Genomic DNA, 12,218 nt, shown 5'->3' with positions numbered 1-12,218 from the left:
ACAGAGTAGTCCTGCAAAGGACGGCGTTATCGTCAACAGTAAAAAACCTAGCCGGCGATGGCGCAGCTAGTTTCCTGAATCGCTTTCCTGGGGGATTAAACACCTGTAAAAGGTTAAGGTAGAAGGCATTGGTCAGAAAAAACCAAAGCTTAAAAGCCAGGGATTGAAACAAAGATTTTTTATACCTCGCTGCTTGCAGTCTCGGTATAATTATCAATTGTTAATGGGCTTTAGACCCATAACTAAAGTTTTCAACTATACTCTTAACTTCTGCCTTCTACCGAATGACGAATGCCTGATTTTTAAACAGAAAAGGCTAGTATCCCCCAAGTAGCGACAAGTATTGAGGCCGAATCCATTCGGCGCGTCGTGTTTCATACCTGGTGTGAATACACAGGGTTTTCAAACTTACGGGATTTTTTTATGAATACTGAGCTTCATGTGCCAAGCGACTTGCGGTTTTTAACAATTGTTGAAAATTGGTTGCTGAGCAGTTTGGAAGTAGAGCTAGGAGAGCACGTCGATTGGCCGCGTCAGTCGAATCGTTTGCGCTTGGTGTTAGCAGAAGCCTATTCTAACGTGATCCGCCATGCTCACAAAGATCAACCCAATTTGCCCGTGTTAATTCGCTTGAATTTAAAAAATAGGGATATTGGTTTAGAAATTTGGGATTACGGTAAAGGTTACGAAATGGATACTTACAATCCCCCGAGGCCGGAAGCTAAACAGGAAAGCGGCTACGGCTGGCTGATTATGAGCAGACTTATGGATCGGGTGGACTACACTTTGCAAATAGACGGTCGCAACTGTCTAAAGTTGGAAGCGAGTTTGCCGGAAAAATCTTAATTAGTCGTTAGTCATTAGTCATTAGTCCTTAATGATTGGCAATGCACTTTTAGACTCGCTTTGGCTGTCTGTCGCACGCGCTGCGGTGACAGCCAATTTTCCGTGCAGTAGCGTCAGCCCAAGGCGAGACTGTAAGATTGTAGGGGTAAAGTCCCGATCGCACAAATAGCCACGAAACCGATTTTTTCTACCGTGAGCGGCACTTCACCAGAAATTGGGAAAAAAACCCCGTTTCTGCCTCCTTCTTGCCATAAGAAGCCGATTGACCTGTCGAGTTCACGATTTAAGCTATTACGTGAACTCGACAGGTCAAACCCAAATAGGCAATTTAAATCTGAAACAGCTTATTAAACATCAAATTTTTTCTGTGACCGCAGACTTAGCAATTCTTGGGGAGAAGCTAACAGTTTGACGGTGACAGAAAGGATTTTTTGCTCAGAATTGAGCAAGAATAGCCATCCGACATTAACACCAAATGCGGAAGTTTGCACCCGACCGCTGACCTGAACTTCTACTTTGCCATCTTCTAAAATTTGGCTGACACCTTTGTGGGGGTCTAGCTGCATTCCTCGTGCTTCTTTTTTTAGATAAGTGGCGATCGCAATCCTGCCGATAATTGGATCTTCAAACGGCGCGTGCAGAACGCCATCATCGGCCAATAAATTAGCCGTCGCTTCAAAGTCCCCTGCGTTTAAAGTTTCAAAATATTGCAGTATCCCTGGTATTGTGATGCCTGCAATCTTTATAGAGTTAGTTAAAATAGGTCGAGTTGTGGCGGTCATAAAACAAGTGATTTCAAATGAATGAGTATACTGTAATCATTCTCTTTGTCGCAGCAAATCCCTCAAAAGATATAAGTAGGGGTAGGAAAATAATTCTCCGAAAAAAGGAGGAATCGGGAACCGCAGAGCGTCGAGCGCAGCTTTCAGAGCGATCGACCAAAATCAATATTACTTTCAAAAAATGTAAGTGTAGCCAAGCTGCAAACCCTGATACCATCAGTCATTTCCCATCCTTCAATTCTTGAATCTAAAATTTAAAATCTAAAATCTAAAATGATAGAAACCCAGATGCCTCTAGGCATCTGGGTTTCTGGCCAAGTCTGTTTGACTGACCGAACCAGAATATTCTATTTACGCATCAAATTGAGCAATTCTTTAGGAGATGCCAACAAGTCGATCGCCACAAAGAAAATTTGACCTTGGGGATCGAGCAAAAACCGCCACGCAATGTTCATTCCCACATTCGATCCGAACCAGGGAGTTTCGACTTTGCCAGTGACTTTCACTTGGCGGTAGCCATCTTCTGCGGGTTCCGATACGCCTCGCTCGGGCATCATTTTCAGTCCGACGCACTCTTCCCGCATATAGTTCAGGATAGCTTCGCGACCGACTATCGGCTTTTGGAAAGGCGGTTGCAGGGCACCTTCTTCAGCAAATAAACCGACGGCTGGGGTGAAGTCGAAGGCGTTCATGTAGTCGATGTAGCTGAGCACAGTCTGCTCGCTAATACCCTCAATTGTGGTTTTTACCCGCTCTTCTAGAGCGGTGGGAGTGCTGCGGGGGGCAGAGCGTTTGGCGTACTCTTGGTTAAAAGCAGGGTCATAGCCCATGTTAACTACGGTATTCCGAAGTACGGTAATTTGCTGGCCTGGATCTAGTTTCTTGATGGTTTCAAGGACTTGGGTGGCTTCGGAAGACATTTGATAGCCAGCGGGGATCGGAGCGACAAGGCCCTGTTTCATCAACTGTCCCAACTCGTACCAGAAACCGAGTTTGGTGTTGACGCGCAAGGAAGTGTAAATCCGACCTATCGTTGTGTCGGCGTTGCTGGCGAGGTCAAACATGGTTTTGCTTTGAGCAGCCGGCGACATTTGCTTGATTTCGCTGAGGATGCCTTCGACAAGCGCCATGCTGGCTACTCCCGGAGCTGCTGCGGTGATGGAAACGCCCATTTCGGTGTAGGCATACCAGAGCAAGGCTAGTTGGTCTTCAACGCTGAGTTTGTAGAAGGCTTCGGTGGTAGCCGGAACAACGCTAGCAATCTCGGTGTTTGAGAAGATAGATTGAGCGGATTGAATGCTAACTGCCATGTGTATGCTGTGGGATTTGTGGTTTTAGTGAGGTACTTGAGTTAGGAAACCTCAAGCTCCCTTGATTAACATCATGTAACGTTTTGTTAATTTTTGCAAATATAAATTACATATAGCTGAGTTATAAAACTATGATCAATGGTTTGGTAAATTGCGATCGCCGTCACTAGACTGTGCGCCGAATTAGGTTATTTAGGAAACTGATCGTTAAAAATTGCTTTATTTATCATATAAAATCAAAATAGTCAATACAAAAGGTAAATATTTGCCTGGTATCAAATGAAAGCGCCAATTAGCAGCATTTTGGTGAAGCAAAAAGCCCTTGAGTTGGGATTTCACAAAGTCGGGATAGCCTCAAAAGACACGGATTTCGATCTAGAAAAACAAAGATTGCAAGCTTGGCTGGACAAGGGTTATCAGGCGGATATGGCGTGGATGGCAAACCCGAAACGGCAGGATATTCGATTAATAATGCCAGAGGTGCAGTCATTAATATGTGTCGCCATCAACTACTACACACCTCACCAACGCCCCTCAAATCCCCCTGGTGAGGAGGGGGTCGAGGCAGGGATCGAATATGCTAAAATTTCTCGCTACGGTTGGGGAAGGGATTACCACAAAATTTTGCACAAAAAACTGAAGGTTTTGGCAAATTGGGTGCGATCGCAAGGCGAGGGAATTGAAGCGCGGTATTATGCTGATACCGGGCCGGTTCAGGATAAAATGTGGGCGCAGCGTGCAGGGATTGGCTGGATTGCCAAAAATGGTAATGTAATTTCGCGCGAATACGGTTCTTGGATGTTTTTGGGCGAAATCTTGACTAATTTGGAGTTAGCGCCGGATGATCCCCATACGGAACATTGCGGTACTTGTACTCGCTGCATTGAGGCGTGTCCGACGGGAGCAATTACTGAGCCTTTTGTGGTGAATGCCGATCGATGTATAGCCTATCACACGATCGAGAATCGAGCCGAAAAATTGCCCGACGAAATTGCATCTAATTTACAAGGTTGGGTAGCAGGTTGCGACATTTGTCAGGATGTTTGTCCTTGGAATCAGCGATTTGCGAAACCAACTGATGTGGCAGAGTTTGAGCCTTATCCTGAAAACATAGCACCGACACTTGCAGAATTAGCGGACATTTCCGACGAAGAATGGAACCGCAGATTTACAGCTTCGGCGCTGCGGCGCATTAAACCCGAAATGCTGCGGCGAAATGCCAAAGCCAATCAAATTAACCCTTAAAAGTTGAGAGGTTCGTCAGGGTGCTTAGGGGGCGCATTACCCTCTAGATAATAACCCTAGGCTATGTACTGAATCGCCAAGAGTGAATACATTATGCAGTAAGTCATTTCTCATCTAAGATCTAAAATCTAAAATTGTATGCTTCCCCGTTCCTTATTTGCTATTGTCCAATGACCAAAGTAATTATTTTTGATTTTGACGGTACTTTAGCAGATACAATCGATATTCTTCTAAGCATCACCAACCGTTTGTCAGTAGAATTAGGCTTTAAATCTGCGACCAAAGAGCAAATCGCTCAACTGAGCAATTTAACTTCTTGGCAAGTCCTTCAGTATTCGGGCATTTCTATCTTCAAATTCCCGCTGTTGATTAGAATGTTGAAAGCGGAGTTACGCAGCGAAATTCCCAACATTCAGTTATTTCCGGGGATTAAAGAAGTTTTAGTGGAGTTAAAAAAACTGGGATTTCAACTGGGCATTATCACATCTAATTCCCGAGAAAACGTCTTGGCATCGCTGGAAAAAAATGGTTTGCAAGACACTTTCACATTTATTTACTCTGGTTCAACTTTTGGCAAACATAAAGTTATTAATAGCTGGCTAAGAAGAGAAAATATAAATCCTAAACAAGTCGTTTATGTGGGAGATGAGATTAGAGATATAGACGCTGCTAGAAAAACCGGAATTAAGGTAATGGCTGTAGCTTGGGGTTTTAATTCTCAGGAGGTTTTGGCTGCACACAATCCCGATTTTTTGATTAAACGCCCCCAGGAATTGATAGAGATTATGAGTAATTTGTGGGAACTTTAAACTGAAATGGCCAAAAGTAAGACTCGTCGCTTGAAATCTATTCTAGACAAACTCTCGTTCAAGCAGAGAGGGACTCAAGAATAAAATGGGTATTAAAGCCTGATTTTTATCCGCCATATTCCCTAGTATCATCTTTGCGAATAAATTATGTTAATCTCCTTCGCTCCGTTTCAGTGCTGCTAAAACTGCTTGCTGGCTAACTGCTTGGTAGATTTTGCTAAAATGCTGCTTGAGTGCGTCAGATGCGGGGGAGGATTTGCTAGCGGTTCCTTTTCCGTCGGTGGCGATGGGAATTGGGCCTAAGATATCTAATACTGTTTCGCTGCTGGGCGGCGGAACAATGACTACTAAAGATGATTCTAGCTGCTGGTTGTATTCCCAAAAGCGATCGACCTTCGGCAATTTAGAATTCGTAGTGGGGGCATTTTCGCCGGAGTTGACTGGGGAATTTTCCTCTCCTTGCGTACCTCGTCTCTGACGGAGTGCTGTCAAGATTTGCTCTTTGGTTCTCCCCCGCAATTGAAAGAGTACGAAGGGGTCTTCGCTAAAGCGATCGCCCAATAAGTAGTATACTGCACTGATGTGTTTGCAAGGGTTTTTCGGGTCAGGACAGCTACAGCGCGATCGAATATCAGATAAGCTTAACGGAAATAGCGTTTTGCCCGCTGCTGCAAATACATCTTCAATATTGTGCGGCATTTCTCCTGCTAAGAGTTTAGCTGAAAAAACTGCTCTTTGCGACATATTTTCAATCACATAATCCCAATCTTCATCAGTCAATGTATCGAGTCCTAAAGAAACTTGATAGGGTTTAGGATCAGTTCCTTGAACTATGGCAATTACTTCTTGATTGGGAAATTTAATGCTGAGAACTTTACCTTCCCGCGCGTATTGCCAGCCACGTTCTAAGCGCTTTTTGAAGCGGTAGGTATTTATTAAATCTAACCACTGTTGTGTCCACCATTCTCTGTCAATCATAAGCCGAAGGAAGAAGGAAGAAGGAAGAAGGAAGGAGGAAGAAGGAAGAAAGCTTTAGTTATTTAGGAGAGTCAGAAACCGGGTTTTTTACCGAAAAACTGAACTCTCACCTTTAATTCTGGTAAAAAACCCGGTTTCTGTGGTCAGAGTGCGTAATTCCTCTGATTTTTGATAACTAAAGTCCTCACCAGAAGCCGAAGAAAATTAAGCACATTATTCTTCTTCGTTTTCTATAATAGCATTGCGATCGAGGATTAGTAAATTGCGAAGTTGGTCTGTATCTAGCTCGGTGAGCCAGTTTTCGCCGGCGCTGACAACTTGTTCGGCTAGAGCTTTCTTACTTTCGATCATATCGTGTATTTTCTCCTCTAACGTACCTGTGCAGACAAATTTATGGACTTGCACGTTGCGAGTTTGACCGATGCGAAATACGCGGTCAGTTGCCTGATTTTCTACTGCGGGATTCCACCATCTGTCATAGTGGAAAACGTGGGTTGCTCTGGTTAAGTTCAAACCTGTGCCGCCTGCTTTTAAAGATAAAATCATAATCGGCGGGCCTTGGGGGTCGTGCTGGAAGCGATCGATCATTTCTTCCCGCTGCTGTTGCCGAATTCCTCCGTACAAGAACAAAACTTCTCGCCCTAAATGCTGTTCTAGATGTGGTTTCAGGAGTTTTCCCCATTCAGCAAATTGAGTAAAAATTAAAGCCCGATCGCCCTCAGCGAGCACCTCTTCTAACATTTCCACCAACCGCTGCAATTTCCCCGATTCCTGACTCTTAATCTCCAATTCTTTCGGCTTAGCTTCTGCTTTCACAAGAGCCGGATGGTTGCAAAGTTGCTTGAGTTTTACCAGCAAAGCCAGAATCATTCCCCGGCGCTGAATGCCTTCTGCTGATTCTAATTCCGCTATTGACTCTTCGACTATTTTCTGATATAATACCGCCTGTTGAGCAGCAAGCCCACAAAATACAGTCATCTCCTGTTTTTCGGGCAAATCTTGGATGATTTCTTTGTCTGTTTTCAGGCGGCGGAGGATGAAAGGCCGAACGAGCGATCGCAAAGTCTGCAATGATTCTCGATCTCCGTATTTCTCGATCGGAATTGCAAATCGGCGCTGAAAGAAATTGCGCGGTCCCAAATAGCCAGGATTCAGAAACTCCAAAATTGACCACAATTCTTGCAGTCTATTTTCCACCGGAGTTCCTGTCAGCGCAATTCTAAAAGATGCCTCGATTTTTCGCACCGCTTGCGACTGCTTCGCCTCGGAATTTTTAATATTTTGCGCTTCATCCAAAACCAATCCTTGCCATTTAATGCCTTGAAATTCCTTCGCATCTCGAAACACCAGCGCGTAACTGGTAATGATTAAATCCTTTCCCTTAATTGCCGTCGCAAATGCTTTGCCTTTAGCGCGTTTGTCTCCGTGGTGAACTAATACTTTTAGGGTCGGACCAAATTTCTTGACTTCGCGCTCCCAATTGCCCAATACCGATGTCGGACAAACCAGTAATGTTGGCGCTTCTAGAGAATCTTGTTCCTGTAAGTGCACGAGGAAAGCAATTAGCTCGACGGTCTTTCCAAGTCCCATATCGTCCGCGAGACAAGCGCCCAAACCCCAGCGTTCTAAGAATGCTAACCAGCCTGCTCCTAGCGCTTGATAAGGTCGCAATTGTCCTCGGAAACTAGCCGGAGTTGCGATCGCACTTACCGCTTGATTATCGCTCAAAGTATTCAACAATTCCTGAAGCTGACCCGTAGCCTCAAAATTCACCACAGGCAATTTCTCGATCATCTGAGTATCGCCCGACGCCAAACGCAAAGCATCCTCCAAAGAAAGAGTCATTTGCTCTTTGCGGCTGGCAAAAAAAGTTTGAGCGGCTTTCACATCCGGCGCGCGCAACTCCACCCACTCGCCGTTAATCTCCACCAAAGGCGAATTCAACGCGGTCAATCTGTCAAATTCTGCCTTAGAAATGCGCTGTCCGCCGATCGTCAATTCCCACTTAAAATTTAGCAGACTTTGCAATCCCACCCCACCTTTCGCCGGAGTCACTTTCGGAGTTTCCGCTTGAATGCTCAAACCCAAACGACTCGCCCAACCCTCACTCTTTGTCAAACTCGGCGGCAAAACTACGCCCAACCCGCTATCAGCAAAGCGCCAAGCTACAGACTTAATAAACTCGTATGCTTGCAGCGGATTTAATTGGCAAGATTGAGGCCGCTGTGCTTGCAAACTCGGTTCAATTAACGGATAAAGTTTCGAGGCTAAACCCAAGCCGCTAAGCAAAGTTTCTTGAGGCAATTCTATTGTCCGCCCCGCATAAGCCAAACGCTCTACAGAGTTGTTCCAAACAGTTGTCGCATCCACCAAAAATTCGGTTTCATCTGCTGCTTGCAAGCAATAATTTAAATTCCAGTTGGCTTTACCGGGCGCTGGTGGTATGAGTTGAAAGCAAGTGCGAAATTGACTTTGTTGAGATAGTTGGTTTTGCAGCGGTGCAGTCCAAGCACTCAGCTTGGTTGCCAAGTTTTCCAATGCTGCTGTTTCTACTTGCACAATCCCCGATTCCTGCTGCAAAGCTTGCAGCCACTCGCGCACAGGAGAAACTGCTTTGATCTCTAAAGTAGAGCTACCAGCCGATCGCACTTGACTATCTACAATACTACTCAAGAAGCCTAACACCAATTCCTCCGCCCCCATCGGCAAATCCACCGTTAAAGGCAATTGACTGGATTCTTCTTCCTTTTCCCCTCTTCCTTCTTCCTTCTTCCCTCTTCCTTCTTCCTTCTTCCCTCTTCCTTCTTCCTTCGATTGATATGTTCGGCAAGCCGTCGGCATTTGCTTGACAAAAGTTGCGAGGCGGAGTAAGTCTGTAGAACTATCTAACAGGGGTTGCCATTTGGCAATAGCAGAACCGTCGGACTGTTTCTCCAATCCAGGCAAAAATTTGCATCTTGCCAACAAATCCAAACTCCACCTAGCAATATGAGACCAAAAACGCAAATCTGAGCCGACAAAAGAGTCGGGTTCCGTACTGTTAAGCGGTAGTGATTGCAAGAAAACAAAAGCTGCTTGAGGGTTGAGACACAAACCCTCGACTTGCCAGGGATAAAGGTAAATATCCTCGGTTTTAGCGGGTTCCTCAAGTGCTGCTGCTGAGTGCTGCGGCATCAGATTTGCGTTCGATTCTGAGATTTGGGTGGGAAGTGCGATCGCCCGAATTTCCCTTTGAATTGAGGAGTTGGGTGCGCTAATTTCGGCTGCGTTTTGAGTTTTGGTTGATCGCCTAGTTTTTTTGCTTTTTTCCGGTGGAGTTTCTGCGGTTTCCGGTAATTGCCAATCCAGTTTTCCCGACTGCTGCAAGGAATTTAGGAAACTCTTAAATTCAGCTTCGGTCATTGCTAAGGGGTGCGGTAGATTGCTCCCCGCTTCTAGGGTGTGAATTGCCCCAAATTTTCGCCAAGTTTCTCCCCAAATAAATAAGCCACTTTTTTCATTCTCTCGGAGCCAACTGCCGTGTAAAATTGCCATATTTTTTACCCTGAAATTTGTATTTAAGTGCGAGATTGACTACAGAATTTATATGAAATTTATGAAATTTTTATTTAAAACAAACCGAGGAAATTTTAAGCCTGATAGGAATTAGGTAGGTAGAACCTGTATATTTAGGTACTTATGGCGCACTTTACGGCTTATTCCCTGTCCTAGATAACTAAATCCCTCTTCCTTCTTCCTTCAACGTCCCAATTCCCAAACGAAAATTCATCGTACCATCTATGGAAGGCGTTTGGCGGGCGATCGACCGGAGAATCGATCGGAGAATCGACCCCAGACAGCAAAAAATAATAATTCAGTATAAATGCTTACAATTGAGACGCAGACAGTCGATCGCGAGGCGATTATCCCTGTCTTTTGGCGTCGGACTCTCAAACATCCTGTGGTAATGTTACGATCCCGACAGAGAAAGAATGTGGTAGATAAGGAAGCAGTGCTACATGGTAGAGATAGACAAGTCAATATCCTTCGATGGACGGGATATTAGACTGAAGATTGGTTTACTAGCGCCTCAAGCAGGCGGTGCAGTTTTGATTCAGTCGGGTGACACGGCGGTTTTGGTGACAGCGACTCGATCGCAGGGGAGAGAAGGAATTGATTTCCTGCCCCTGTTGGTGGATTACGAAGAGAGACTCTACGCTGGCGGTAAAATTCCCGGTGGATTTTTGCGAAGGGAAGGGCGTCCCCCAGAAAAAGTAACTTTGACTGGCCGTTTGATCGATCGACCGCTGCGTCCGCTATTTCCAAGCTGGCTGCGAGATGACATCCAAGTTGTAGCCACAACGGTTTCGATGGACGAACAAGTGCCACCGGACGTTTTGGCGGTGACGGGGGCTTCGGTGGCGATACTGCTGGCGAAAATGCCGTTTTACGGGCCGATGGCGGCGGTACGAGTCGGTTTGGTAGGAGATGATTTCATCATCAACCCCACCTACAGCGAAATCAAAGAAGGCGAGTTGGATCTCGTGGTAGCTGGTTCTCCTGATGGAGTAATCATGGTAGAAGCCGGCGCCAACCAATTGCCGGAACAGGATATCATCGAGGCGATCGACTTCGGCTATGAAGCAGCCTGTGACTTGATTCAAGCCCAGCGCGAAATTATGGCGGAATTGGGCATCGATTTGGTGGTAGAGGAACGGCCATCGCAAGATTCGGCCCTGGAAACCTTCATTCGCGATCGCGCCCAAGAACCCATCCGCATCATTTTGTCAAGATTTGAAAAAGACAAAACAATACGGAATGCAGCATTGGACGAAGTTAAGGCAAATGCAGTCGAAGCTGCGATCGCCGAACTCCCGGAAGAGGACCCGGTAAAAGTAGCCGCCACCGCCAACAGCAAGGCGATAGGCAACGTTTTCAAAGACGTTACCAAAAAAATGATGCGGAAGCAGATCCTCGAAGATGGCATCCGCGTAGACGGCCGCAAGCTAGACGAGGTGCGACCCGTTTCTTGTCGCGTAGGCGTGCTGCCGTCGCGAGTACACGGCTGTGCGTTGTTTAATCGGGGGTTAACCCAAGTCTTGTCCGCAGCTACCCTGGGAACCCCAGGCGACGCCCAAGACTTAGGAGACGACTTGCACCCGCAGCAAGACAAACGCTACCTGCATCACTACAATTTCCCGCCGTTTTCGGTAGGAGAAACCAAGCCGATGCGATCGCCCGGACGCCGAGAAATCGGTCACGGAGCCCTCGCAGAACGCGCTTTGCTGCCCGTTTTGCCATCCAAAGAAGATTTCCCCTACGTGATTCGCGTAGTTTCCGAAATCCTTTCTTCCGACGGTTCCACCTCAATGGGTTCAGTTTGCGCCTCAACGCTAGCATTAATGGATGCAGGCGTTCCCCTTTCCCAACCCGTCAGCGGCGCGGCAATGGGCTTAATTAAAGAAGGCGATGAAGTCCGAATTTTGACTGACATTCAGGCAATTGAAGACTTTTTAGGCGACATGGACTTCAAAGTAGCTGGTACCGACACCGGGATTACTGCTTTGCAGATGGACATGAAAATCAAAGGTTTGCCCTTAGATGTGATTGCCACCGCCATCCGCCAAGCCAAACCAGCCAGACTGCACATTTTAGAAAGAATGCTGGCAACCATCGACACTCCCCGCAAGGAAATGTCGCCGTTTGCACCACGTTTGCTAACCCTGAAAATCGATCCAGAATTTATCGGTTTGGTAATTGGGCCAGGTGGCAAAACGATCAAAGCCATCACCGAAGAAACCGGTGTCAAAATTGACATCGAAGACGACGGAACCGTAACAATTGCCGGCAACGACAGCGAAAAAGCTCAGCGGGCTTACAACATTGTCCAAGGCATGACGCGCAAGTTAAATGCAGGAGACGTGTATGTCGGCCGCGTAACTCGAATTATTCCGATCGGCGCTTTTGTGGAAATTTTGCCCGGAAAAGAAGGCATGATTCACATTTCGCAGTTAGCGGACTACCGCGTTGGCAAAGTGGAAGACGAGTTAGCTGTGAACGATGAAGTGATTGTCAAAGTGCGAGAAATTGACAATAAAGGTCGAATTAATTTGACCCGCTTGAATATTCATCCCGACGAAGCGGTAGCTGCCCGCGAAGCGCTGAATAAATAGTTTACGGTTGGTAATTGGTAATTACTTGTAGAGTAATTGCTAATTGCTAATTGCTAACTGGTGATTAGTAATTGCTGATTGCTAATTGAGATTAAA

At 46.0% G+C, this 12,218-nt stretch carries 8 protein-coding genes; 4 read left to right on the top strand and 4 right to left on the bottom strand.

Translation table 11 applies throughout. The features are described from left to right. Window positions 1-423 precede the first annotated feature (423 nt). On the top strand, window positions 424-846 hold the full coding sequence (locus QUA42_RS09915; protein ID WP_006633914.1) for an ATP-binding protein: 423 nt from the start codon (window positions 424-426) through the stop codon (window positions 844-846). Window positions 847-1,193: 347 nt separating this feature from the next. Here QUA42_RS09915 and QUA42_RS09910 read toward each other — a convergent pair whose 3' ends face one another. Together QUA42_RS09910 and QUA42_RS09905 are read right to left on the bottom strand one after the other, a co-directional pair. Further along, the gene (locus QUA42_RS09910) at window positions 1,194-1,628 is read right to left on the bottom strand and encodes a nuclear transport factor 2 family protein (protein WP_333137144.1); all 435 of its coding nucleotides are present in this window, start codon (window positions 1,626-1,628) and stop codon (window positions 1,194-1,196) included. Window positions 1,629-1,975: 347 nt separating this feature from the next. Then, window positions 1,976-2,938, bottom strand: a complete 963-nt coding sequence (locus tag QUA42_RS09905; RefSeq protein ID WP_333137143.1) for an orange carotenoid protein N-terminal domain-containing protein — start codon at window positions 2,936-2,938, stop codon at window positions 1,976-1,978. A gap of 279 nt (window positions 2,939-3,217) precedes the next feature. Between QUA42_RS09905 and queG the strand changes: the two genes are divergently transcribed. Together queG and QUA42_RS09895 are read left to right on the top strand one after the other, a co-directional pair. Continuing rightward, the gene (gene queG / locus QUA42_RS09900) at window positions 3,218-4,183 is read left to right on the top strand and encodes a tRNA epoxyqueuosine(34) reductase QueG (RefSeq protein WP_333137142.1); all 966 of its coding nucleotides are present in this window, start codon (window positions 3,218-3,220) and stop codon (window positions 4,181-4,183) included. A 170-nt stretch (window positions 4,184-4,353) separates the two neighbouring features. Then, the gene (locus QUA42_RS09895) at window positions 4,354-4,992 is read left to right on the top strand and encodes an HAD-IA family hydrolase (protein ID WP_333137141.1); all 639 of its coding nucleotides are present in this window, start codon (window positions 4,354-4,356) and stop codon (window positions 4,990-4,992) included. Between the two features lie 150 nt (window positions 4,993-5,142). On the opposite strand, the gene QUA42_RS09890 is transcribed toward QUA42_RS09895, so the two are convergent. Further along, on the bottom strand, window positions 5,143-5,970 hold the full coding sequence (locus QUA42_RS09890) for an SWIM zinc finger family protein (protein WP_333137140.1): 828 nt from the start codon (window positions 5,968-5,970) through the stop codon (window positions 5,143-5,145). A gap of 213 nt (window positions 5,971-6,183) precedes the next feature. Continuing rightward, the gene (locus QUA42_RS09885; RefSeq protein WP_333137139.1) at window positions 6,184-9,504 is read right to left on the bottom strand and encodes a DEAD/DEAH box helicase; all 3,321 of its coding nucleotides are present in this window, start codon (window positions 9,502-9,504) and stop codon (window positions 6,184-6,186) included. A gap of 464 nt (window positions 9,505-9,968) precedes the next feature. Between QUA42_RS09885 and QUA42_RS09880 the strand changes: the two genes are divergently transcribed. Continuing rightward, on the top strand, window positions 9,969-12,122 hold the full coding sequence (locus tag QUA42_RS09880; RefSeq protein ID WP_333137138.1) for a polyribonucleotide nucleotidyltransferase: 2,154 nt from the start codon (window positions 9,969-9,971) through the stop codon (window positions 12,120-12,122). The last annotated feature ends 96 nt before the right edge of the window (window positions 12,123-12,218 follow it).

It is taken from the genome of Microcoleus sp. Pol11C2 (assembly GCF_036701505.1).
Classification (GTDB): Bacteria; Cyanobacteriota; Cyanobacteriia; order Cyanobacteriales; family Microcoleaceae; genus Microcoleus.
Note: the sequence above shows the minus strand (reverse complement) of the source record. Positions and strands in the feature narration are given on the sequence as shown.

What these genes read in the sequence shown, in the direction of transcription:
- QUA42_RS09915 (WP_006633914.1), top strand. Translation starts at nt 424, where the DNA reads ATGAATACTGAGCTTCATGTGCCAAGCGACTTGCGGTTTTTAACAATT.
- QUA42_RS09910 (WP_333137144.1), bottom strand. Translation starts at nt 1,628, where the DNA reads ATGACCGCCACAACTCGACCTATTTTAACTAACTCTATAAAGATTGCA.
- QUA42_RS09905 (WP_333137143.1), bottom strand. Translation starts at nt 2,938, where the DNA reads ATGGCAGTTAGCATTCAATCCGCTCAATCTATCTTCTCAAACACCGAG.
- queG (WP_333137142.1), top strand. Translation starts at nt 3,218, where the DNA reads ATGAAAGCGCCAATTAGCAGCATTTTGGTGAAGCAAAAAGCCCTTGAG.
- QUA42_RS09895 (WP_333137141.1), top strand. Translation starts at nt 4,354, where the DNA reads ATGACCAAAGTAATTATTTTTGATTTTGACGGTACTTTAGCAGATACA.
- QUA42_RS09890 (WP_333137140.1), bottom strand. Translation starts at nt 5,970, where the DNA reads ATGATTGACAGAGAATGGTGGACACAACAGTGGTTAGATTTAATAAAT.
- QUA42_RS09885 (WP_333137139.1), bottom strand. Translation starts at nt 9,504, where the DNA reads ATGGCAATTTTACACGGCAGTTGGCTCCGAGAGAATGAAAAAAGTGGC.
- QUA42_RS09880 (WP_333137138.1), top strand. Translation starts at nt 9,969, where the DNA reads ATGGTAGAGATAGACAAGTCAATATCCTTCGATGGACGGGATATTAGA.